Origin of the sequence: Gracilimonas mengyeensis, assembly GCF_900182705.1 — a bacterium.
Lineage (GTDB): Bacteria > Bacteroidota > Rhodothermia > Balneolales > Balneolaceae > Gracilimonas > Gracilimonas mengyeensis.
Map to the genome: position 1 here is coordinate 46,205 of NZ_FXTP01000017.1, position 24,632 is coordinate 70,836.

The 24,632-nt window shown below is 44.6% G+C and carries 20 protein-coding genes; 9 read left to right on the plus strand and 11 right to left on the minus strand.

Features of this window, described 5'->3' with window-relative positions:
• Window positions 1-93 precede the first annotated feature (93 nt).
• Complete coding sequence (locus tag FN815_RS16770) at window positions 94-402, plus strand: ArsR/SmtB family transcription factor (RefSeq protein ID WP_142455886.1); 309 nt, start codon at window positions 94-96, stop codon at window positions 400-402.
• Window position 403: 1 nt separating this feature from the next.
• On the opposite strand, the gene FN815_RS16775 is transcribed toward FN815_RS16770, so the two are convergent.
• Together FN815_RS16775 and FN815_RS16780 are read right to left on the minus strand one after the other, a co-directional pair.
• The gene (locus tag FN815_RS16775) at window positions 404-718 is read right to left on the minus strand and encodes a DUF5615 family PIN-like protein (protein ID WP_142455888.1); all 315 of its coding nucleotides are present in this window, start codon (window positions 716-718) and stop codon (window positions 404-406) included.
• Window positions 719-738: 20 nt separating this feature from the next.
• Complete coding sequence (locus FN815_RS16780; protein WP_142455889.1) at window positions 739-966, minus strand: DUF433 domain-containing protein; 228 nt, start codon at window positions 964-966, stop codon at window positions 739-741.
• Window positions 967-1,033: 67 nt separating this feature from the next.
• On the opposite strand from FN815_RS16780, the gene FN815_RS16785 reads away from it, so the two are divergent.
• Both FN815_RS16785 and FN815_RS16790 read left to right on the plus strand, forming a co-directional pair.
• Window positions 1,034-1,579: an SRPBCC family protein gene (locus FN815_RS16785; protein WP_221930347.1), complete on the plus strand. Its 546-nt coding sequence runs from the start codon at window positions 1,034-1,036 to the stop codon at window positions 1,577-1,579.
• 18 nt (window positions 1,580-1,597) lie between these two features.
• Window positions 1,598-2,182, plus strand: a complete 585-nt coding sequence (locus FN815_RS16790; RefSeq protein ID WP_142455892.1) for a DUF6940 family protein — start codon at window positions 1,598-1,600, stop codon at window positions 2,180-2,182.
• 110 nt (window positions 2,183-2,292) lie between these two features.
• Here the strand turns inward: FN815_RS16790 and FN815_RS16795 are convergent, their stop codons facing one another.
• Window positions 2,293-3,342, minus strand: coding sequence for a hotdog domain-containing protein (locus tag FN815_RS16795; RefSeq protein ID WP_142455894.1), 1,050 nt, complete (start codon window positions 3,340-3,342; stop codon window positions 2,293-2,295).
• Between the two features lie 324 nt (window positions 3,343-3,666).
• On the opposite strand from FN815_RS16795, the gene FN815_RS16800 reads away from it, so the two are divergent.
• Entirely contained in the window at window positions 3,667-4,347 is a 681-nt protein-coding gene (locus FN815_RS16800) for a class I SAM-dependent methyltransferase (RefSeq protein WP_142455896.1), read from the plus strand.
• A gap of 211 nt (window positions 4,348-4,558) precedes the next feature.
• Here FN815_RS16800 and FN815_RS16805 read toward each other — a convergent pair whose 3' ends face one another.
• The 4 genes from FN815_RS16805 to FN815_RS16820 form a co-directional block, all read right to left on the minus strand.
• Window positions 4,559-7,141 carry a T9SS type A sorting domain-containing protein gene (locus FN815_RS16805; protein WP_142455898.1) on the minus strand — a complete coding sequence of 861 codons (2,583 nt, stop codon included), beginning with the start codon at window positions 7,139-7,141 and terminating at the stop codon, window positions 4,559-4,561.
• A gap of 938 nt (window positions 7,142-8,079) precedes the next feature.
• Window positions 8,080-9,372, minus strand: coding sequence for an ergothioneine biosynthesis protein EgtB (gene egtB / locus FN815_RS16810; RefSeq protein WP_142455899.1), 1,293 nt, complete (start codon window positions 9,370-9,372; stop codon window positions 8,080-8,082).
• A 189-nt stretch (window positions 9,373-9,561) separates the two neighbouring features.
• Window positions 9,562-10,461, minus strand: coding sequence for a GTP cyclohydrolase FolE2 (gene folE2, locus FN815_RS16815; protein WP_142455901.1), 900 nt, complete (start codon window positions 10,459-10,461; stop codon window positions 9,562-9,564).
• A gap of 38 nt (window positions 10,462-10,499) precedes the next feature.
• Window positions 10,500-10,931, minus strand: coding sequence for a 6-pyruvoyl trahydropterin synthase family protein (locus tag FN815_RS16820; RefSeq protein ID WP_142455903.1), 432 nt, complete (start codon window positions 10,929-10,931; stop codon window positions 10,500-10,502).
• 216 nt (window positions 10,932-11,147) lie between these two features.
• Between FN815_RS16820 and FN815_RS16825 the strand changes: the two genes are divergently transcribed.
• Entirely contained in the window at window positions 11,148-14,003 is a 2,856-nt protein-coding gene (locus tag FN815_RS16825) for a M16 family metallopeptidase (protein ID WP_142455905.1), read from the plus strand.
• Window positions 14,004-14,190: 187 nt separating this feature from the next.
• Here FN815_RS16825 and FN815_RS19265 read toward each other — a convergent pair whose 3' ends face one another.
• Window positions 14,191-15,072: a M23 family metallopeptidase gene (locus tag FN815_RS19265; protein ID WP_142455907.1), complete on the minus strand. Its 882-nt coding sequence runs from the start codon at window positions 15,070-15,072 to the stop codon at window positions 14,191-14,193.
• 19 nt (window positions 15,073-15,091) lie between these two features.
• Here FN815_RS19265 and FN815_RS16835 point away from each other — a divergent pair, with 19 nt between their 5' ends.
• From FN815_RS16835 to FN815_RS16845, 4 genes are all read left to right on the plus strand, one after another.
• A complete protein-coding gene (locus FN815_RS16835; protein WP_246075341.1) occupies window positions 15,092-15,658 on the plus strand; it encodes an RNA polymerase sigma factor in 567 nt (188 codons plus the stop codon).
• A 73-nt stretch (window positions 15,659-15,731) separates the two neighbouring features.
• Window positions 15,732-17,039 (plus strand): hypothetical protein, encoded by a 1,308-nt coding sequence (locus FN815_RS18975; RefSeq protein ID WP_221930348.1) that lies wholly within the window; start codon window positions 15,732-15,734, stop codon window positions 17,037-17,039.
• Window positions 17,040-17,124: 85 nt separating this feature from the next.
• On the plus strand, window positions 17,125-18,102 hold the full coding sequence (locus FN815_RS16840) for a FecR family protein (protein WP_142455910.1): 978 nt from the start codon (window positions 17,125-17,127) through the stop codon (window positions 18,100-18,102).
• Complete coding sequence (locus FN815_RS16845; protein WP_142455912.1) at window positions 18,102-20,744, plus strand: TonB-dependent receptor; 2,643 nt, start codon at window positions 18,102-18,104, stop codon at window positions 20,742-20,744. The genes FN815_RS16840 and FN815_RS16845 overlap by 1 nt, the downstream gene beginning before the upstream one ends.
• A gap of 337 nt (window positions 20,745-21,081) precedes the next feature.
• Here the strand turns inward: FN815_RS16845 and FN815_RS16850 are convergent, their stop codons facing one another.
• The 3 genes from FN815_RS16850 to FN815_RS16860 form a co-directional block, all read right to left on the minus strand.
• A complete protein-coding gene (locus tag FN815_RS16850; RefSeq protein WP_142455913.1) occupies window positions 21,082-22,068 on the minus strand; it encodes a LacI family DNA-binding transcriptional regulator in 987 nt (328 codons plus the stop codon).
• Window positions 22,069-22,286: 218 nt separating this feature from the next.
• Window positions 22,287-23,702, minus strand: a complete 1,416-nt coding sequence (uxaC, locus tag FN815_RS16855; protein ID WP_142455914.1) for a glucuronate isomerase — start codon at window positions 23,700-23,702, stop codon at window positions 22,287-22,289.
• Between the two features lie 62 nt (window positions 23,703-23,764).
• A complete protein-coding gene (locus FN815_RS16860; protein WP_221930349.1) occupies window positions 23,765-24,547 on the minus strand; it encodes an SDR family oxidoreductase in 783 nt (260 codons plus the stop codon).
• Window positions 24,548-24,632 lie beyond the last annotated feature (85 nt).

Genomic DNA, 24,632 nt, shown 5'->3' on the forward strand with positions numbered 1-24,632 from the left:
TGTAGTACACCCAGCTTACTTCAAGATTAATTTGCGTAACTAAAAAGTTACATATATATTAGTAACCAAACAGTTACCTATTAGTTTGATTTTATGTCACAAGATGTTTTCCAGGCCATTGCCGACCCAACACGAAGAGAAATTATTGATGTACTTGCCGGACAATCGTTGCCGGTGAATGAAGTAGCCGAGCGGTTTGATATGAGCAGACCAGCTGTATCTAAACATATAAAAATATTGAATGAATGTGGTTTGGTGGTCATCCGGAAAGAAGGCCGCAAGCGATACTGCCGTGCCAATACCCAAAAGCTACAGGAAGTGATTGCCTGGGCGTACCGTTACCGAAAATTCTGGAATGATAAGCTGGATGCGTTGGAAGCAGCTTTGTTGGAAGAGGATTGAATTAACCCGTTAATTTTAACAAACAATTTTCATGATCATTCGCTACAAAATCGATGATATCATCTTTGTAATGTGAAATTAACTGAAAGATAAATTCCGTGCTATTATTTCCACACAACAGATGGACTACTTTAGGTGGGCAACCATATAATTGGCTCAGTTCATCAAAATCACTGTCTTTCGTGAGGATTACCAAATCGTTTGATAAAGCGTGATCCCAAATATCCTGGTCCATTGCATATACAGATAAGGCATCCTTAACATGAACCGCCGCAATAGATTGGGATTCTAATTTCTCAATTAGCTTATATGACACATTATTATCAATCAGAAACTTCATGCCGAACGAAGCAGGCGGGTATGCTTTTCTGTATCGGAAGCATAATCGAGACAGGCTTTAATGTCTTCTTTGTTGAGTTCCGGAAAATCGCTGATAATTTCGTCGGTGGACATCCCGGAGGCCAAGTATCCAAGAACATCATACACGGTAATTCGCATTCCACGAATACATGGTTTACCGCTCCTCTTGCCCGGCTCTATGGTTATTATTTCTCTGTAGTCCATATTGAAATAGCTTTTTATTAACTCATTTAAGATACATTATTTACATAAATAAACCATGAGGAACACCATGAACAAACAATACGGCATATTTACTGAACCGGGCACGGTTCAATTTGAACGATTACTTCCAGGACCTGCAGAGCGGATTTGGGATTACCTCACCAAATCTGAATTAAAGGCCAAATGGTTTTGCGCCGGTGATGTACAGCCTGAAACGGGTGGCAAGGTAGAATTCCGGTTTCAGCATAAAAATCTATCAGGAGAGGATGATCCTATCCCCAAAAAATATGAAGACATGGAAGATGGCTCCTCCTCAGAGGGACGTGTTACCGAATGGAATCCTCCCAAAAAACTCAGTTATACCTGGGACGAGGATGAAGGCGAAGACTCAGAAGTAACCTTTGAACTCATCCCTAAAAAAGATGGCAAGGTTTTGTTACGTTTAACGCACCGACGATTAGGTGATGATCTGGACACCCTTTCCGGAGTGGGCGCCGGCTGGCATACTCACCTCGGTATTTTGGTTGATGTGCTGGAAGGTCGTAAACCCAAAGGATTTTGGTCGATACATATGCCTCTGGAAGAAGAGTACAAACGGATTGTCAGTGAATAGTTATTAGTTATTTGGAATATGTGGGGAGTTAAGAAGCTTGAAAAAGATAGTGAGCATCTGAAGTTTAAAATACAGGAAGATGGACAAACTATATCAAATAAGCAGTGTTTAAAACTATTGAAAGGGAAACCGGCGTTTGTAGAATGGTATAACGGATTCCTGGCCGATTGCCCTTTTGAAGCTTTCTTTTGGGAAAACAAGCCGATGACCCAACATAACCTGACTGAGGACTACGAATGCAACCTTGTTGAAAGTGATTTGCTTGCACGGGTTTCTCCTGACACCCAAACCTTCCGGTCTCACTTCCGGGAAAACAAGAATGCTGTATCATTTACGAACCTGGGCGGTGATGCCCAATTGGTAGCCCCCTGCCCTGTGTCAGCACACAGCGACTATACCCAAATTGGAAATTTTGTACGAAAAGCTCCGGAAGAACAAATACTCGAATTCTGGCAATTAGTAGGAAAAGAAATGGAGGCTCATATCAGCGATAATCCAAAGTGGCTCAGCACCTCTGGCCTTGGGGTGTACTGGCTGCACGTTCGCATCGATTCCACCCCAAAATACTATCAAACCAAAGAATATAAAGTGGTTAGTGGTTAGTGAAACCTTGGCGAAGCTATTGCATAAGGCAAACTTTCAATTCAAAACTCAACATTCATCATTCAAAATTAATCCTTCATTTTAATCTTAAATTTTGAATCCAAAAAATACTATCCCTGCGTCCTCTCCCGCCATTTCTTGTATTCCAGGCGACGCCGGTGAGCTTTCAAATAGCGTTCATCCTCGGCATAGGTAGTCGGATAGATTTCAGGCACAGGCTTGGGATTCATCTCTTCATCCACATTTACAAAAGTGAAGGTACAAACATTGGACAGAGCCCGCACTACCTGATCGTGACTAATACGCTCAATACTGATTTCAATGCTCAATGAAGTGTTCCCGGTGTAGGTTATGCGGCTGGTAAAATCCAGTTTATCGCCAATACGGACCGGGTTATAAAAATTGATGCGATTTACCCGTACAAATACTGGCCGGTTTGGGGTGATTTCTTCAGCGTGCATCATAGCCAGTTCAAAAGCCCGGCGAATCACATAACCACCAAATATTTTCTTTGGCACATTCTCGTGTTCAGGGAACATGCGCTCCCAATTACCCCGAACAAGGTCGCCAGCCAGCAAGCCATCAAACCCCGGCTCTTCCTGTGCCTGATGGATATTCCGTAACATGGCATATTCTTCTTTGCTGGGCGGTTGCTGCAGGGCATCCATCTGGTTCCGGTATTCTTTGCGACGTGCTATGGCTGATTCATATCGTTTCTTTTCCAGTTCGTCCTCGTATTCCAGCGGATCAATGGGCAGGCTTTTTGCTTTGCCATCTTTCTCCAGGCGTGCTACCATGGTAAAATAACAAGAGGCCAGCGAATCGCCTTCTTCTCCATCCTGATCAACCCGAATACCCACTTCCATCGAAGTACGGCCCACATAATTGATGCGGGCGTGCAGGTTTAAATCACGGTGAATATCCACAGGGGTACGCAGCATAATGTCATCAATAGCTGCGGTCACCACCTTTGCATTTTCATTAATGCGGTGCACGTATTCCAGGGCGATGTCTTCCGCCAGCTTGTCCAGCTCTTCCAACAGTTTACCCCATCGCAGGTTTCCGGGAATATCTTTATCCACAATCATGAAGCGGCGACGTAAGTTTTCATCGCTGCTAAATTTTAGTACACGGCTTTTGGAGGTATCTACAGGTCTCATAGTTGCTGGTTGCTGGTTGCTGGTTGCTGGTTGCTGGTAAATTTGTCTTTTTTTGTGGGATGAATTCAAAGTAACTAAACTTCATTTGTGCCTCATAAATATTCACCGCCTAACGCAAGCGTCCCGCTTGTGGAATGACCTACAAGTCCTGATTGGTAAATACAACCCTAATCTGCTCTAAAAGGCTTGCGATACTTACTTGGTAAAGTTCTTCAGTCCGTCTTGATTCACTCAGGTAAACTTGTCAAAAGTTTGGGGATAAGAAAAATAAATTTCCACAAAATTCGGCAAACCTCGTAGCTCTTTCTTTTTTATACTGACGACATGAATTCTGCAGAACTTTCATCCCAGCTTAGAAAACCAACCGGAGCCAACGGACTTGAAATAGCCGAGGCACTTAATGATTCAAACAAAAGCCTGTACGAACTTACCTTTGAGATGATAGCGCCGGAATCAGGTCATCACCTTTTGGAAATCGGCTTTGGCAATGGCAAGCACTTTCCAAAGTATTTTGAGAAGGAACAAAACCTACAACTGACCGGTGTTGATTTTTCAAAAGATATGTGCCAGGCTGCCCGGCAGCTTAATGCTTCCCTGATTGAAACTGGCAAGCTTACTATTCATTGTGATGAGACCTCTTCTCTGCCCTTTCCCGAAGCACACTTTGATATGGCCATCGCTCTGAATGTAATCTACTTTTTGGATCCTCCCGAAACACATCTCAGAGAAATTCACCGCGTACTGAAACCCAACGGTTTGTTCTTAATAGGATATCGCCCGCGCCATACGGTAGAACACCTCGATTTTACCAAGCAGGGATTTACCCTGTATGAAGCAAATGAGCTTATTTCACTATTAGAGAATAACGGTTTTCAGATAGTTAAAGAGCAGAATCAAGTAAGCAGTAAAACATCCGTAGAGGGAAAGGAAGTCACCGTAAAAGACGCCTGCCTTCTCGTAAAAAAAATCGCTCCGACGCAAAGCGCACGGAGCGAAAATCAATAGCTGATTGCTAAGCCATACCTGCCCATGAATACCTTATACTCTACCGCAAGCGTCTCGCTTGTGGGCTAAGTTATAAGCCTGGTTTGGTAGATACAACAATGGTACAAGCGGGACGCTTGCACCAGGTGTAAATAGCTGATAGCTGATAGCTGATAGCTGATAGCTGATAGCTGATAGCTGATAGCTGATAGCTGAGCCTAAAAGCCCGTCATTACTTAATCAACATCATCTTGCGGGTAAAGTGCTGCCCGGCCGCTGTTGACAAACGGTAAATGTACATCCCACTAGATAGGTTGGAGGCATCAAACTGTACTTCGTGACTCCCAGCAGCCATTCGCTCGCCGCTTACCAGGGAAGCCACTTCACGACCAAGCATATCATATACTTTCAGGTTAACCGTGCTGTTCTGCGCCAGCTGGTAGCTTATAACGGTCGTTGGGTTGAAGGGGTTAGGATAGTTTTGATTCAGGGCAAAGTCAGTGGGCTGACCATCAACAATTGGTTCGTTGCTAACGGTTCCCTCGAAAGTAAAGCGGGTCCATATTGGGTAGTGATCCGAAGTGGAGCTCAGGTAACTGCCGATATAATTGGTGTTTTCCACCCGCTCGGTCCCTTCGAAATATTCATCCGACAGCTCGGAAGTAATGGTGATATGGTCGATTACAGAACCGCTGCTTTGAGATGAAAATCCGGCATCTTCCAAGCTCTGTGTGATGACCGTGTATTCGGTATCATCCACGAAGTTTTTGTAGGGAGAATCCTGCCCCGAGGTAATAGAGCCCGTTACATTATCATTATAATCACCCAGGAAAATCACATTGTCTTCGCCGTGGGCTTGATCCAAATACAATTTGAGTTCACGTGATGCATTTTCTCTTTGGTTGTACGAATCGGAATCATCAAAAGCCTTGGCATGGATGTTAAAGGCGAATATATCTCTGGACTGACCGTCTATGGTTGCAGTGAAGTTGAACATCAACGGAAAACGGGCAAAGCTGCTGCTGTTGCCACCGGCCCAATAGTTGGAAGTCATGCCGTCAGAAATCACCCCGGAATCCAGTGAATCAATTTCACTGCGTTTGAATAAGTATGCTGTTTTTTGGTTTTGGGAGAAATCCGCAAGTACACCACCGTAAGCCTCGAGAGAATCCACTAAATCTGCAAAAAGTGTGGGATTTGAAATTTCCTGGAAGGCGTAAACCTCAGCATCTATAGTTTCAACTACAGTCATTACATTTTCAAACTGCTCCTGATCATCTTCCGGGCCATTGCTGGCAGATCCAAACCATTCAATATTCCAGGTAACCACTTCAAAGGTTTCATCCCTGGAGATGTCTTCACCGGGATAAGTCGTTTCTTCGGCATCTACATCATCCGTATCCCGGGGAAGAAGTTGGTAAGTACCACGGAATTGTCCCACAACTCCTACAACGGTGGTTTCACCTTGCGGTGCTTCTGCTCCCACTAAATTGGTAAAGTTGTCGATACGGAGTTCTCCGGTTCCTGTGTTATCAGAAATATCGTAATTGGTATTGCCCTGGAACGCTCCGCTGTGATCAATATCCACGTTCATTGAAACCAGCTGGCTTTCAAAATCACCAGAATTCATCTGTTGAACGGTGATAGCTACGGGCTCCACCGTTTTGTTGCCTTCGGGATAATTAGAATAGGAAGTAGCATCTACAATCTGTAGTAAATCATTAAAAAAGCCGATCTCACCGGTTACTACTACAGAATCCCCACGTTCTATATCTAAAGTAAATTCCTCTCGCATTCTGGCAAAATCAAACCATGCGATGCCACCACTTTCATCCTGAAAATAAACCGGTCCCGCAAATTCGTCTGTTACGGTTACATGTCCGCTAACGGTTACCTGTGTTCCTTCGGATAGCTCTCTGGCTTCTGCAATTGAGATAGCCGTACCCGTTTCAATTCCTTCACCCAGCACATCCAGCGTGAATGCACTTTCGTTTGTGGCATTGCTGTTTATTTGCAGCTGTCCCTGGAATGCGCCTTCGCTGTCAGGACTAAAGGTCAGTACGGTTTCCGCCGACTCGTTAAAGCCAAGGGTGATGCCTTCAAGGTCGTCAGAAAGACTGAAGCCGTTCCCCTGAATCGTCGCTTCCGATACTACCAGCGGTTCATTGCCAAGATTTGTTACTTCTATCGTCTTCGTTTTGCTGGACGATATGGTTGTTTGAGAAAAAGTTAGGCTACCACCTGAGCTTATTTCACTGCCGTCAACGTCTACGGCCAGGGTTGGTTCTTCAGCGGGAGCTATATAATCTGAAATCTGTACATCATCCAGGTTCATGCGATCATCACCAGAAGCATGCACAAATTTAAAGCGGATGTTACCTTCTACATCTACCGGCAAACTTACTTCCCGGAGATTCTCAGTAGCTTCAACAGCCTCTCCCAGGTCCTGCCAATTGCTTCCCTGATCGGTGGAATATTGAACTTGCAGGGTATTGCCAGAGCTGCTTCCGTAATTGGCCAGGTAAAAAGAAATCTCACTGGCACCGTTGGGATAATCGAACTCCATATAAATATTGGCTGCAATTCCATCCCGGCGATCAAGACGTACGCCTTGGGTACCATTGTAATTATCATTATCTAAATTCCCCAGAAGTGCTTCTTCCATAAACCAATCACCTGAAGCAAGGGTAACGGAACCGGCGGCATAACTACCTTTACTTCCATCTTCAAAATCTTCAAATAACTGGGCCTGGGCCGGTATAGCGGTAATGAATAAGGCAAAAAGGGCGATAAAGGTGGTAACTGCTTTTCTCATAAATCGAATGACATCTATTAAAATTTGAGGGGACAAAGTATAGGGCTTTTATAAACGCAGTGCGTATTGGAAATCGTTTTTTAACATATCAATAATGTTATTGGGTGTAGGAGCCCTTCTCTTTACACGATCTTTTAAGTCTGAGACTTAAAAGTACAAGCAAGCGAATAACAGACATGGTACGATGACAGAAATCTGCAATTCTCCGACTTGCTTACCAACCAAGAGCTTTGACATGAATATTTTTACTTAGAAACTATTTTAATCCTTAGCACCAACACCTCACACAATCAAAACAGGAACTACTGTTTTGATTGATCTCTCCTCGAGGAGAGACTTTAACGAGTCGTAAAAACCGTTTATAAACCGTACTACGGATCTTTTTAGTCTTGGACTTAAAAGTGTAAGCAAGCGGAAGACAGACATGGCACAATGACTGAAGTCTGCAAGTCTCCGACTTGCTTACCGTCTCGGAGCATGGCAGGATTATTCTTGCTTAGGCAACTACTTTAGTCCTTGGCACCATTTACCCACCCCTTTATCCCCGCCCAAGCGGGGGAATTCTTTGGTATGATTTAGGTTGTCTTAAACAAAAATCCATTGGTAGCCTATATTAACCTCGAACCGATCTTTTAAGTCTGAGACTTTAGAGTACCAGTAAAAAGATCGCAGATATGATTCGATGTTGAAAACTGCAAGTCTCCGACTTGCTTACCGTCTCGATGTCTGGCAGGATTATTCTTGCTTAGGCAACTACTTTAGTCCTTGGCACCATTTACCCACCCCTCCCCGAATAACTCGGGGCCGCCCATGCGGGGAAATTCAACGATGAGATTTGTGGGTGAGTTCAACAAAATATCACTTCTATAAAGCATTTGGATGGAATAGAGGTTTTTAGCTCCCTATTGGTTTGCTAATTAAAACTTAGGTCAGAAAAATTATTTAGCCAGACGAATTCCATTAAACTGCCAGCGCTCGTTGGCATGGAAAAAATTACGATAGGTCTTTCGGAAGTGTGATTTCGAGGTAGCGCAAGAGCCTCCCCTCAGTACATACTGGTTACACATGAACTTGCCGTTATATTCTCCCAGGGCGCCGGGCAGCGGCTTGTATCCGGGATAGGGGGCATAAGAACTTTGTGTCCACTGCCATACGGTTCCAAACATCTGCTTAAGGCCTGCTTTGGCACTTTGGAGTGCCACAGGATGCAAATGACCTGCATCTGCAAAAGGCCCTGATATTTCTACCGCCTCAGCCGCTACCTCCCACTCTTGCTCGGTCGGCAAGCGGTAGCCTTTCCAGCGGGCATAGGCGTCTGCTTCAAAGTAGCTTACATGGGTAACCGGTTCATTGGGATCTACTTTCTGTTTACCACTCAGGGTAAACTGATACCACTCACCGTCTTTCTTTTCCCAATAAAGCGGGGCTTTCCAGCCATCATCTCTGACCGTGGAAAAACCTTCGTCCAGCCACCACTTGGGTTCTCCATAAGCGCCGGATTCTACAAATCGTATAAACTCGGCATTGGTTACCAGGCGATTAGCCAGTTCAAAATCATGGATGTAAGTTTTGTGCCGTGGAAATTCGTTATCGTAGCCAAAGTCGCTGCCGGCATGGCCTACTTCATATACGCCTTCTTCAAAGGAAGTCCAGCTCAATTCCGGTACCGATTCTACCCTTGGCCGCTCCACTTCTTTGTAGGAAATATCCAGAGGGTTTTGAGCAAACATGTACTTCAGATCGGTCATCAGCAACTCCTGATGCTGCTGCTCATGGTGTATCCCAATTTCAATGATGGGCGCCCATTCCTCATATTGCTGCTCACTGGCATTTTGAATCAGGTTGATGACATGCTCGTTGATACTTTCACGGTATTCAAACACTTGCTTCACGGTGGGACGAGAGATATTCCCACGCCGGGCCCGGCAATGAGGCACACCGGTTTGCAGATAATAGGAATTAAATAGATAACTATATTGTGGATGGATGGGATCGTAATCCTCCAGTTCTTTCTCCAACAAAAAGGTCTCAAAAAACCAGGTAGTATGGGCCAGATGCCATTTGGCCGGACTTGCACTCTCCGTTACCTGTATAACATAATCTTCGATCTCAAGAGGATCTGTAATTTCTTCGGTAAAACTTCGTACGGTTTTGAAGTGCTTGGTTAATTCCTTTCTGGAAGGCAGATTGGATTTTTTATTGAGTGTTTCTTCGGCCGTTACCGTTTCCATCTTGTTACCTCTTTTCTAATCTAAAATTGAATCCCTGTTAACCTCTTATTTAAATTCTTATCACAGCAAATTAGTTCGGATAAGAAAACATCTCTTTCAATCTACCATAAATAAGTTTTTGATGAGAATAAAAAAAGCCCCACAATTACTTGCAGGGCTTTTTTATGATTTCATTTGTTAGATGATCGCTTATCGCAATCCGTTTGGCAATCCTTTGCAAATACGGCTTACCGCATCGTGGCTGTGTAGGCTTTCCATGTGTACACAGCGTACCACAAAATCACGGATGCTGTTGTAGCTGTCCAGTTCATCGTAAAGCAGGCGGGCTGCATCTTCTACGAACTTCTGATAGGCGCCATTCATTTCTGCAAAAGCCTGCTCGTCTTCACGTTTTACCATTACTTGTGTTTCGGTCTTCAGGGCATTGCGACAGATTTGTACCAAATCTTCCACAAAAAATTCATCCTTTAGTGCCACTGTCACATTAGCTACACTGCGCTGGCTGTGTGGAATAGCCGCTACCTCACGGGTTTCGCGGGCATGTTCGGAAAGTTCATAACTGCACGGACAGGCACTGCTGTATTCAAAATCCAGATGCATATACTTCTGGAACTGATTGTAATTATCCAGGCGTCCCTCCAGCTGCACTTTATAATATTGATATCCTTTCATTCCTGAGCGAAGGCTATCCATCAACATGGGATAGTTAAAACTGATGCGCAGGAAAGATTCCTGACTGTCCAAATCCTCTTTGTAAGCCTTCAGGATATCTTCCAATCGGTCCAGATGAAATACCTTGTCCTGGAACTTGTAGAAAGTCCGCATAATGCGGCTCATGTTGATGCCCTTCTTGTCCATTTCCAGGCTCACATAGCCATCTACTGAAGCTTCAAGGGTGATGGGTTCGCCTTCACGGCGACGGAATTTCAGCGGTAATTTAAAGTTGGAAATCCCCACTTGTTGGATGGGTACATTGGCGCCTTCAATCAGTGAGGCAGGACCATTTTGTAAGTCGGGCAGAGATTCTTTGTATTCTTCTGTTACGGTGAACGTAGGGTCATAAAACCGTTGTATTTCATTTGAAATCATAGTTCTTTCTTATAGCTAATTGGATAATGAATAGTCTTTTAAACTCCCCGATAAGGACAATATTCAGCGATGTTTCGTTCAGTCTCAAACAATTTCACTTTGTAGAGCTTTCCACCGTTTTTGCAAGCTTCTTCCACATCGGGACGAAGCTGCTGGAAAAATGCGCGAACCAAATTTTCAGTGGTTGGAAGAATGCCTTTCAAAAAAGGGACATCAAGATTCAGGTTCCGGTGATCGCAGGGATCCAAAACCTTTTCTTTGATGATGGCCTTTAAATCTCCCAGGTCAATCACATAGCCTGTTTCCGGATCAGGTTCACCGGCTACGGTAACTTCGATGACATAGTTATGCCCATGCCAGTTGGGGTAATTACATTTTCCAAAGGTTTCCTGGTTCCACTCGTCGCTTTTATCGGGGTTGTGTAAGCGATGGGCAGCATTAAAGTGAGATTTACGTGTTACAAAAATCAATGTTAGACCGGTATAATTTTTTATTAGTTCAGCATATCAACATACAGAACGTACAAACAGTTCTTGAAGTTTAAAATTATTTGGCTTTGATGTCATCATTATTCCCTATTGAGCCAATAGCAGTAAACCTCTGTTATCTGAAACATTAATATTTACAAACGCGTATTTACCGGGCTGTTATATTCTACCTGAAATTCTGAACCTCAATGCCCCTTTATGAAACCTCGCTTCACGCTCCCCCTCTATTCCCTTGCGCTGTTACTACTCACAGGACTTACTGTCTCTTGCTCCTCTTCAGAATCTGAGTCCAGTTCACTTCAAGTTGATTACGAAAAATTCACCCTCGATAATGGCCTGGAAGTCATCTTCCATAAAGATGATTCCGACCCAGTTACCGCCGTAGCCCTCACCTTCCATGTAGGTTCTGCACGTGAAAAGGAAGGCCGAACCGGTTTTGCCCATCTTTTTGAGCACCTGCTGTTCCTTGAATCCGAAAACCTGGGTCAAGGCGGGCTCGATAAAATGAGCAGCCGCATCGGTGGCTCAGGCGCCAACGGCTCCACCAGTCGCGACCGCACCAACTACTTCCAAACTGTTCCCAATGATGCCCTTGAGAAAATGATTTGGGCTGAAGCCGATAAAATGGGCTTCTTCATTAATACCGTGACCGAAGCCGTACTGGCCAAAGAAAAACAAGTAGTAAAAAACGAAAAACGTCAGGGCGTGGATAATCAGCCTTACGGACATGCCAATTATGTAGTTGGAAAGAACCTCTATCCCGATGGCCACCCCTACAGCTGGCAGGTGATTGGCTCACTGGAAGATTTACAGAATGCCACCCTTGCCGATGTTAAAGAGTTCTACAACCGCTGGTACGTACCCAATAACGCCACCCTGGTAATTGCCGGTGATTTTGACAGTGAACAAGCTAAGGAATGGGTGCATAAGTATTTCGATGAAATTCCCCGCGGTGAAGAAATTGAGCCGCTTCCCGATATGCCTGCCTCGCTCGATCAAACCAAGAAGAAATATTACGAAGATAACTTTGCCCGCCTGCCTGAGCTTCGCATGGTATGGCCCGGTACTCATCTGTATCACGATGATGCTTATGCCCTTGAAATCATGACAGAATTATTGGCTGAAGGCAAGAAAGCGCCACTCTACCAGGTACTGGTTGAAGAAGAAGAGCTGACTTCCAATGCGTATATGTACAGCAGCAACTCCGAACTGGCCGGTGAAGTGTCGCTGATTGTACGCGCTTATCCTGGAACCGATCTGGACTCTGTGGCTATGGGTGTGGACGAAGCCTTCCGCCGTTTTGAGGAAGATGGTTTTACTCAGGCTGATCTTGACCGAATCAAAGCTGGAATCGAAACCGATTTCTACAATGGCTTATCCAGTGTACTGGGTAAAGCATTTCAGCTGGCCCAATACAATATATTTGCGGGTGATCCCGGATATATCAACCGCGACATCGAAAAGACATTGGCGGTTACCAAAGAAGATGTGATGCGTGTTTATGAGCAATACATCAAAGGTAAAGACTATGTAGCCACCAGCTTTGTGCCTCAAGGAGAAGCAGAACTGATGGTGGAAGGCTCTGAACCGGCCGAAGTGGTTGAAGAAGAAATTGTTCAAAATGGAGAAGGCGAAGAGTTTACTTTGCCCGAAGAAACTGCATATGAGAAAACCCCATCTTCTTTTGATCGCTCTGTAGAGCCTCCTTATGGCGAGAGTCCCGAGCTGAAAACCCCTGATATATGGACCACTAAACTGGCTAATGGCCTGGAAGTGTACGGCATCAAAAACACGGAACTCCCGCTGGTAGAGTTTGAGATTGTACTGCAGGGCGGATTGATGCTGGAAGAACCTGGAAAAACAGGCATATCAAACCTGGTAGCTGAGTTAATGACTCGAGGAACCGCCAATAAAACCCCGGAAGAACTGGAAGAAGCCATTGCCATGCTGGGTGCTGAGATCAATATCTATGCCGACCGGCAGTATATCACCGTAAGTGGAAACTCGCTGGCCCGTAACTACGAAGCCACCCTGGCGCTGGTAGAAGAAATGTTGCTTGAACCCCGCTGGGATGAACGTGAATTTGAGTTAGCCCGTCAAAATGTTCTTAGCCAAATTGCCCAACAGAGCGCCAGCCCGAATAGCATTGCCACCAATACTTACTACAAGTTGCTTTACGGGGATGATCACATTTTATCCTACAATCCTATCGGGACCACCAACAACATTGAAGCCGTAACCCTGCAGGATTTGAAAGATTATTACGATATGGCATTTTCTCCTACCATCGCAGACATGCATGTGGTTGGAGCCGTAGATCAAAGCCAGGTAGAATCTTCGCTGGCCAGCCTGGAGCAAAACTGGGCTCAGAAACCCGTTGATCTTCCCATCATTGACACGCCGGAACCTCCATCAGAATCTACCGTGTACTTTTATGATGTGCCCGGGGCCAAGCAATCGGTATTGCGCTTTGGATACCTCGCAATGCCTGAAACCCATCCCGATTTCTATCCGGCTACCATCATGAACTACAAACTGGGCGGTGGCGGCTTTGCTTCTCGTCTAACCCAGGAACTACGTGAAGGCAAGGGATACACCTATGGCATCTACTCCAACTTCTCAGGCACCGACATAGCCGGTCCGTTTACCATAGCCAGTGGCGTTCGTACCAACGTAACCTACGAATCCGCTGCCCTTGTGAAAGAAATTCTCGAAGAATATCCCGATACCTTTTCTGATGAAGATCTCGAAAATACCAAGAGCTACCTTCTGAAGAGCAACGCACGCCGGTTTGAAACTTTGGGTGCCAAGCTCAACCTCTTGTCTGATATCAGCGCGTATGGCTGGGATGTAGATTACATCAAAGAGCGGGAAGAGCAGGTGCGGAATATCACCAAAGAAGAAATTTCAGAACTCGCCCGGAAATATGCCAATCCTGATAAAATGATCTGGCTGGTAACCGGTGATGCCGAAACGCAACTCGATCGATTGAATGAACTTGGTTTTGGTGAGCCCGTTTTGGTAAATGATTATTTCAGTGACGGTGATAATTAATTTTAGTCATTCATTTACGTGGGTTCGATTTCCCCTGGGCGTCTTTGGCCCATTCCATCATTCCGTTTCTCTTAGGCAACGCCTTGATCGTCTCAGACGTGAAACGGGGTGATGGATACGTTCGATTGGGCATTGGTGCCTACATTTAACATGTTAAATGAGCTATTCAAACCCAAGGCAGACTAAATTAATACGCGGTATAGAGCGCCCCCTCTTCCAGTTTCATCACTCCGTCTATAGTATGAAAGCGGACCGGAAGTGAAACAAAACCGCCTCCCTGTTTTGTTTTTTTGACGGTAAAATGTAGATGAGGTCCTGTGGTAAAACCGGTATTTCCGGAATAACCGATAAGCTGTCCTCTTCTGATCTCCTGCCCTGTTTCTACCAGTACGCCATCTTTCTTAAGATGAATGTAATCGGCAAAAGTGCCATCACTGTGCATAATGGTGAGATAATTGGCCTTGTCCATATATTTATCTAAAGGTCCTCCAAGATTGTTGGACTCTTCAAATTCCACCACCAATCCATCCCGCGCAGCATATACTTCTCCTCCTTCAGGCATGTCAAAATCAAGGGAGTAACTCAGATTGTCCTTGTGGGTAAAAGTGCTGTTGTAGCCTTGATTCACCCTGTAAGCCAGCCCTTTTTTGAATGGCAACCGGTAGGCATAAAAACTATCATGCTTTGCATGAATATCTCCCATGAAATACCGGTACCTGGAGCCATACTTCCAGCTTTCACTTTTATTTTGATAGCTGAGCGTAGCTATTTTTTGTTGGTCATTCGCATCAATTACCCCATTAAAAGGAAATTGATCCTGCGATGTCAAATTCTCCAGCTCAAACTGTACTTCGATAGTGATGGGGTAAATATGCCGATTTCGAACATATACATAAATTTCATCTTCGCCTTCAACCTTAAAAACCGAAACAGGTTCATTGCCCTGGAACAACATCAAAGGCATAAGCATAAAAGCTACCAAACTAAGCTTCTGCAGATACCATACCCCTATATATTTTTTGCAGAAGGCAGCTAACAGATAGCTATATTTATATATGGATTTTGGCATTGCTCACTTACTAATATTTTTGGCAACCTCACTTAATGAAAAGTATGTAGAGGCCGAGTTATATACAAAAATCAAAAATGGGGATCACAAAGCCTTTAAAACTTTTTTTGAAGCTCATCATCAGCGCCTGTTTCGTTATTTGGTAAGCCGGGGTGTTTCCAGTGAAAGTGCCGAAGACCTGATTCAGCAAGCTTATGTTTACATTTGGGAAAACCGGTCCAAAATTGATCCTGATAAATCCCTGCGATCCTATTTATTCCGCATTGCCTACACACGCATGCTAAATCATTTTCGGGATGAAGAGAAGTATAAAGATGACAGCGAGGTCTCAGAGCTGGAATCATCCCAGTTTAGCACCGATGAGAAACTGAACCGCCGGGAACTTCATCAAGCCATAGAAAAAGCTATTGAGGCCATGCCTGAAAAACGTCAACATGTATTCAGGCTGTGTTTCCTGGAAGAGTTTACCTACAAAGAAGCAGCCAACACTATGGAGGTTTCCGTAAAGACCATAGAAAACCACATGAGGCTGGCCTTGAAAGATCTCAGGAATGCACTGGCCTGGGAAGCCGAAAATTTTTTATAATCGCTTTAGGGGTATCTCTGTTTTGATGTGTACTAACAGTAAATACACCATGAATTATTTAACCGATACTCCCATGAAAACACTAACCAACCACTTTTTTAGATTACTTGTATTCGTATTCACTGTTACTTTAGCTGCAGGCTGTACCCTCGGAGATGTCTCCGAAAATATGGACCAGGATCAGCTGGATGCGGAAGAAATTGAAGCCGCCAGCCAGATTATGGGACAGGCTTTATCCGATGATAACGACGGCGTTTTTGCCAGCCTGAACGATGCGCTTACTGATATCTCATCCAGCGACTTCAGGGCAAATGCGCGTTTTAAATCTGGTCCGGAAAACGGCAACGGCCATCATGGTAATGGTAATGGCCACGGACATTCAGGCCGCGGCAATGAAAATGATTATGAATACAGCTACGACCCGGTAACTGGAATCCACTCCATCAGCTTTGACCGCTCTATAGATACTGAGAACTTCCAAAAAACAGTATCCGCCCAAATGACCTATATCTTCACAGATGACTCAGGGGAATTTATCGAGCAGCCACGTGAAAACTATGAGCTGGTTGAAAACATTGACTTTACTTCCCTGAAGACGGGAACCATGACCAGCCTTTATAAAGAGTCTGAGTTTAGCCGGGCCGATACTTTTGCCATTACCGGCGTAAGCGATGCTACTCCCGTTATGACCATTGACGGCAAACACTATGGCAACGGATTTTACAGTGGCGTTCGTGGCAATGGAAATACCTTTGAACGCAACTATGTAAATGAAATCAATTTCCTGGATATACAAATTGACAAAGCCCTTGTTGATGAGAACGGCTCGCTGCAAGAAGGAGTAACCGGCGTACTTAATTACGAGATGACCCTCTACAAAAACAACAATGGCGACGAATCCACCAAAAATATTACTGGTACTATTGAAATGGATGGTGACGGCACCGCCCTTCTCCGCTTCAAAAACTTCACCAAGCTGTTTGAAGTAGACCTGGGTACCGGATTTGTTTCTGATAACGAAGCTGAAGAAGAGGGAATCGTTGACTCTGTGGATGTTGAGAATGGCAAGGTCATTTTGGATAATGGCACCCTGATATCCGTGAATGAACGTACCGAAATAGAAGGCGATGACGGGCTGGTAACCCTGGCAGATGTCGCTAGTGCTATAGCTGCCGGTTTTGTTGTGGAAGCTGAAGCCGAAGGTTATCATAATCCTCAAAATCGTAACGAGCTGATCGCCGATAAAATTGAATTTGAAACCGATGATGACGGTTTTGATGAAGATGAGGATGAAGAGGAAAACGATGACGACGAGGAGGATGATGAAGACGAAGATGAAGAAGACGACGACCAGGATGATGATCAGAATGACGATGACTAAAACACCTGAGTTCTGATCTCAACTCTCTGCCAGGCAGATTGCTAACATACAATCTGTCTGGTTTATTTATACTTTATACTGATTAATGACCAAAAAAAACGACATATCACCCCAGAATCCGGATCTTATTCTTGCCCAGAAGATTGGTCGTGCTTTACCTTTTGTCGATGATCTAAAAAAAGAAACAGATGATCCTTTTCTCGCCGGCCTGCTCCATTTCAAAGAAATTCATGCCAAAACACAGGCTAAGCATAAGCCCGATTCTGAAAAGATATGGAATGCTATTGAGCCGGCTCTTCATGACCGAAAACCTGACTCTAATGCCCGGATATTTAAGTTTAACCCGGCCCTCAAACGATATGCTGTGGCTGCCGCCATTCTAATTGCAGGCTTTATTGGTTTGATGATGTATCAGCTTTCGGGACCTGCTCTTATCAAAGAAAGCCATGCTTCCATAGAAACAATTCAACTTACGGATGGCTCTACCATCACCCTGCGCCCCTACACAAAACTGTACAAAAGCCGTTCTGTCTTAAGCCAACCCAATTACCTACTGGAAGGAGAAGCCTACTTTGAGGTTACACCAAATCCAGACCGCGTTTTTAGGGTAGAAACCAGTCGTGCCATCGTACAGGTTCTTGGCACCAAGTTTGTGCTAAGTGACTGGGGCAAGGCCTCACTGGTGTACCTGGAAGAAGGAAGCATCCGCTACTCATCAGCCCGGGAGAAAGCATCTGATATAGTTTTGGAACCCGGGCAATCCTCCCGCATTGATGATAAGGCAACCGCTCCCGTTGTCACTCAAAATAACCAGAACGTTTACAAGGATTGGCTCAACAACGAATTGGTCTTCCAGGATGAATCGGCACTGCTGGTTTTTGAAGAGCTGGAACAGCATTATAATATCCGCATCAGCACATCAGAAAACCTTGTTGGAGAAAAGATAAGCGGATCGTTGCAGCTGGCTGATTTACCCGCTGTGCTTCGGGACCTGGAATTGGTACTAAACGGCCGTTTTACACAAACCGGAAACAACTCCTTCGAGTTTAAGTTCAATAATTGATGCTAAAACAGGCAGCGGCAATATTCTTAACGGCCTTATTTTCTTTGGGATTATACTCCCAAACGGCCGCCCAATTCACTTTTCAAAACACGCCTCTGCTGCAAATCATAGAGGTTGTAGAGCAGCAAACCGGCTACCGGTTTTTGTATCGTGAGTCCCAGCTTGCATCGGTTAAACTAAGCTTTGAAGCTGCTCAAGAAGACCTGATTCCTGTCCTTGAAACCCGGATTAGTCCTTACGGGCTTTCCCTGCAGGCCGACACTTCCCGCAAACAAATTGTGATCTTCAAAAACGTGAAGGCTTCTTCTAAAGATATGGAAGTAAGCGGGCAGGTGGTGGATGCCCAAACCGGAGAACGTCTTCCCTTTGCAACCATTTTTTGGAACACTCCCAAAGGCAAAAAGGGCGTATCAGGCAATGCATCCGGGGTTTTCAATTTCTCGGCCGTTCCCAGGGATAGCGAATTCACCTTTGAAGTTTCCTACCTGGGCTACCAGAACCGGACGGTATCACTTAAAAAAAATAATGGCAATACCTACCGGGATGTCACCGTACGGCTTCAGCCCACCGCCCTTCAATCCAGCGAAATTATTGTCACAGGCAGTACCTACTTGCCGGCCAATTCTGATACCATTTACAGGAACTTCGTTAATACCGGAGTGCTAAATCCTTTTGGCGAAAACAACACCACCCGGGCTTTGCAATCCCTCCCCTCTGTCAACATTACCACGGCCGTTAACAACGGTATAAATATTCGCGGCAGTTCTTCTGATGCAACCAATATCCTTCTAGACGGGATCACCATTTACAACCAAAGTCATCTCTTTGGCCTGCTCGATAGTTTTAATCCCAATGCTTTACAAAATGCCGGCTTTTTCTATGATGTAGCCCCAGCCGATTTTCAATCCCCGCCGGGCGGTACCCTGTCCATGCTCACTAAAACCGGTTCATTAAATCAGCTTGAATACGCAGCCGGATTGAGCAATACAGCCTTTAATGCCAGTATTCACGGCCCTTTGATTAAAGGCCAAAGCAGCTGGTTTTTTTCAGGAAGAAGCTCCTATTTAAATCAATTCAACTGGTTTCAAAACGATAAACTCATTGCTTTCGGGCTTGATATAGATCGTCCGGCTGAAGTAAGTTCAGGTAATTTACCCGGTCTCAACTCCAGGCTGACAACTCCCGGTGATTATGATGCTGCTTTCTTCGATCTACACAGTAAATTATACTTTGAATTTGAAAACGGGGGGCGCCTTATGGCTGGCTCTTATTACGGGGCTGATGACGTATCTCAGCAGGCACAACGCCTGGTTCGACGATTCAATTCAGATAACCCTGGCCAGCGTTTTACCCGTGAACAGGTTGAAACCGACAACAACTGGGGAAATTTCAGCAGCAGTATTTCTTATCGGGTTCCACTTTCTCCCTCGATATACAGCAACAGTCTTGCTGCCATAAGCATCTACAACAGCCGCTTCAGCAAAGACGATTTTGTGTACAACCGCACGGAACAAGGCGGGGGCAAAGTAGAAGTATTTACCTTTCCACTGAGCAATGAAAGCGTATTTAATGAAATTAAGCTGAATCAATCTATCGACTGGAACCCTGATCATTCAAGATGGACACTTGGCACCTCTTTCCAGTATTTCATGGGCGAATACTTTGAAGAATCGTTTGACCGGCCCGGATTCTTCACTTCCTTTGAAACCGGATTGTTCGACTTATATATCCAAACCGAATTTAACCTTTATAACATCCTGGATATACATGCGGGATCGAGACTGCACTATTACACCAATGGTAACTATCTTTATGCTTCACCAAGGCTGAAAATGCAACTATTCCAAAACCGACCTGTCTCCATCAGTGCGGGTTACAGCAGGAACTATCAATTCACCCACCGCCTGTCTTTTTACAATGTGAGCAGCCCGGATGTCTGGATTATAAGTACCGACGAACAGCCCCCTACGGTCTCTGACAATTTTACCGCAGGACTTTATCTTCGCCCCTTCTCAAGTATTCTGTTCCAGATAGAAGGATATCACAAGAGACTGGACAACGCCCGCCTTTTTGAAATAAACGCCCAATCATTAACCGGTACTTTTGATGCTCCCCCCTGGCTGTACAATAATAATGGAGTTTCCCGGGGATTGGAATTTATGTTGCGTCTCTACTTTGAAGAATTGAGCCTTACGAATTCCTACACCTTATCGGAAGCCACTTTTACCAACCCGGCCCTCATGGATGGTGAAACTTTTTTTGCCCAGTGGGACCGAACCCATAGCTATAACACTACAGCCAAATACCGGCTGTTCTCAACTTTGACAACCTTTGCCAGCTTCAGTTATACCTCCGGTGCCCCTAACCGCCTCTATTTTTTGCAACTTGAAGAGCAGGAGCGTCTGGATAATTATCAACGGATTGATGTAGGCCTGGAATATAGAACTACTTTAGAGGATGCTGAAATTGAAGCCAGCTTTTCTGTATTCAATCTTTTGGACCGGGACAATCCCTGGTATCGTGAAATGAATTTGGTAATAGACCGGTCGGTACCAGCTGAGCGCCGGCGGTTGTTGCCCAGATCAGTAGATGTCTACGACCTTGGATTTCAGCCCTCATTTAATCTTAGTATTATGTTTTAACTAAATCACTGAAATAAAAGTGCAGGGGTTTGGTTGGAAACTGAAAACCCCAGACTCCACACCATCGCGGTCATCCAGAGGGTACTCCCGACGGACCTTGCATCTAGCGGAGCATCTTTAACCAATTTCCTGAACCATATTTCCAGTGGCTCAAGCGCTGTTGCCATTGGTTGGTTGGCAATCATTTCTTGGCTAAGGTTCTTCAGCGGTAGCTTCTGAATGACCCCATGATCTTAGCCATTAGATTTTTTCGGAATGCAAAAGTGTAGGGTTGTAAACCCCCCGGTTAGAACCAATAAAGACTGACTGACAGCAAAAAAATATCTCAGCCAAATAATTACGTAGATATACCCGAAGACAGCTCTTCGACCACCGGCTTATGATCATCTGCTTCAATCTCAGCCAGCAGTTTTTTCACCGCTTTCACCCCTAGTAGGCCCGTAGGTTGGTCTATACAGATAAAAGGAGAAATCAGGTATTCGTTAAAATCGCTCTTCCCGAAGGTAAGGACCTTAACTTCTCTTGGGTCAATATCATTTTCTTTCATGCATTTTAAAGCCCCAAGCCCCACCGGATAAGTTACCGCAAAAATTGCTTTTGGCAAACCGTAGTCATTCAATAGCTTTTTAAAACTTTTGTAGCCATCCTCTTCACTAAATCCTCCCTCTACGATCAAGTTATCATTAGGTGTAATTCCGGCTTCCTTAAGTGCATCTAAATAACCAATTGTACGGTTCTTCCCAATTTCAACAGAACCATAACCCGCCAGGTGTGCAATTTCTTCATACCCCTCATCTATAAGGTGCTTCACACCTTCATACGCACTTTTGCGGTCTTCAGCTTTCAGGTAACTAAAGCCTTTATCCTTAAAGCCGCGATCAAAAAATACCAGGTCAATGCCCATATCCCTGACTTCTTCGAAACGCTCAATATCCTTGGTCTTCTCAGTGATAGATACCAGCAAGCCATCCACGCGCATCTGCATCATCGTTTCAAGGTGGGTTTTCTCGAGTTCATCATCCTCCAAAGAAACACCAATGATTACTTCGTAACCATGCTCAAAAGCCGTTTTATAAATAGATTCCACCACCGAGGCAAAAAAGTAATGCGCTATTTTGGGGATGATCAATCCTATGGTTTTAGACTTGGAAGAAGTTAGGGAACGGGCTACCAGGTTTGGGCGATATCCCAACTTTTTAGCCATCTTCTTTACCTTCTTCCGAGTCTCCTCCGAAATATCAGGATGATCCCGTAAAGCCTTTGAGATGCTAACTTTAGTTAAACCGAGTTCATCGGCAATGTCCTGCAGTGTTATATTTTTCATTTTTTCATACTAATGATAAAGGCCCCTAATTTTATGAGCTCTGTTTTTGGGATATTTAATGACAACACTTTTTTGTTTAACCAACATACCGATCATCAACCCTACAAGGAAAACCTGTCTAAACCAGGTTCTTTTGAAAGCAGGTATAAGGTTTTGCCTTTCACAGCAAAACCATCCCTGTATCTACAACTGTTCTAGCAATAACCTGTCTGGTATTGCTAAATATCGAAGCCAAAGTAATTCTTGGCATTGGCAAAACTAATATCTTTTACGGTTTTTCCAACTAACTCAAAATCAGCAGGAATCAATCCCTTCTCGATATCATCGCCTATAACATTACATAGCACGCGGCGATAATACTCATGCCGCGGATAAGAGAGAAAGCTTCTGGAATCAGTAGTCATTCCGATAAACTCACTAATCACGCCCATGTTAGACAGCGATTCAAGTTGTTCCTCAATGCCATTCTTTTGGTCAAGGAACCACCATGGCGGACCATGTTGTAGTTTTCCAGGAACCGAACCATCCTGGAAGTTTCCAAGCATCGTGGCCATCAGTTCATTATCGCGGGGATTGTTATTGTATAATATCGTCTTGGGTAAATTGTCTTCGCTATCCAGGCGATTCAACAATCGTGAGAGTGGAATAGCCAACTCAAAATCACCAATGGAATCAAATCCGGTATCCCGGCCCAGCTTTTTCAGCATGCGGGTGTTGTTGTTACGAATAGCTCCCATGTGTAACTGGTACACCCAGCCTTTTTCAGCATCCATCACTCCACAGTAATACAAAAATGCCGACTTAAACATTTTCACTTCATCCTCGGTTGGGGCTTTTCCATCCAGTACTTTTTGGAAGATGGTATCCACCTGGGCATCGCTAAACTCTTCGCTGTGCGGCACTTCAACGCCGTGATCAGAGGCCCGGCAACCTAATTCATGAAAAGCATCGTGGCGGCTTTGCAGAGCTTCCAGAAACTCTTTGAAATTGGAAATGCTTGTGTCTGCAGCTGCTTCCAGCTTCTTCACCCATTCACGATATTCATCGCCGTTTTCAATCTCCATGCCACGATCGGGGCGGAAAGTAGGAGCAACTATAAAATCGGTTTCGCCTTCATCTTTTAATTGTTGATGATACTCCAGATTGTCGGTAGGATCATCTGTAGTACCCACTACCTTCACCTTATTTCTACGTAGCAGAGCCCGAGTCGAAAACTCGGGAAGTGATAACATCTGATTACATTTCTCCCAGATTTCCTCCGCCGTCTCGCCGTTCAGCAGACGATCAGTAATACCAAATGGATTCTTCAGTTCCATGTGGGTCCAGTGATACAGAGGATTCTTTAGGGTTTTGGGAACCGTTTTTGCCCAAGCCAGAAACTTCTCTTTATCGGAGGCATCACCGGTAATATATTTTTCATCAACCCCGCAGGTACGCATGGCCCGCCATTTGTAATGGTCGCCATCTAACCAAATGTGAGTAAGGTTTCTAAAGTTGATATCCTCAGCAATCTGCTTAGGCGATAAGTGGCAGTGATAATCTACGATGGGTTCATCTTCGGAATATTCGTGATACAGCTTACGGGCTGACTCACTTTGCAATAAAAAATCGTCGTCTATAAAAGGTTTCTTCATGTTTCTGCTATTGGTCCATATTCAAAATAAATTCGTTTTAGCAATACAAGCCAACCAAACTATTAAATAGTCTGGGCTGTAAAGCCACCATCAACTGGTATAACGGCTCCTGTCACAAAAGAAGCGGCTTTTTCAGAAGCTAACCAAAGAATAGCGCCGGATAGTTCTTCAGGCTCTCCGTAACGATTCATTGGAGTGTGTCCAAAAATAGACTTGCGACGCTCTTCTGTCAAAATTTTTCGGTTCTGTTCTGCCGGGAAAAATCCTGGCATCAGTGCATTCACCCTGATGTTGTCAGGAGCCCACTCACGCGCCAGAAAACGCGTCATGTTATTCATTCCCGCTTTTGAAATACTGTAGGTAAACACCTTGGAAAGAGGGATTTCAGATGAAGCTGAAGATATATTAATGATGCTTCCACCCTTACCTTGTGCCTTCATCTTTTCGGCAACCATCCGGCTGGCCAGAAATGCACCTTTAAGATTGATATCTAATATCTTATTCCATTCTTCTTCGGTGATTTCCATCACCGGCGTGGTAGAGTTGACCCCCGGGGCATTCACAAGGATATCAATCCCTCCCCAGTTTTCTTCCACTTTATCGATGGCCTGCTGAAGGGAATCCTGCTCACGTACATTGGCCTGGCAAATCATCGCCTCCCCACCTTCTTTTTCAATTTCAGCGGCTTGCTCTTCAGCTCCTTCACGGTTTCCACTGTAGAATACAGCGGTTTTGGCTCCGGCTTTGGCCAGTGTCTTTGCCATCTCTCCTCCCAGTACCCCGCTTCCTCCTACAACAATTGCTACTTTACCATTTAGTGAGAAAAGATTGTTGATATAATCCATGTATTATTTGACTCCTAATAGTTATTATAAATGAGCAATTTCAAAAGTCTTTACCGGTTAAGCTACGCCAATGTACAAAACTGAA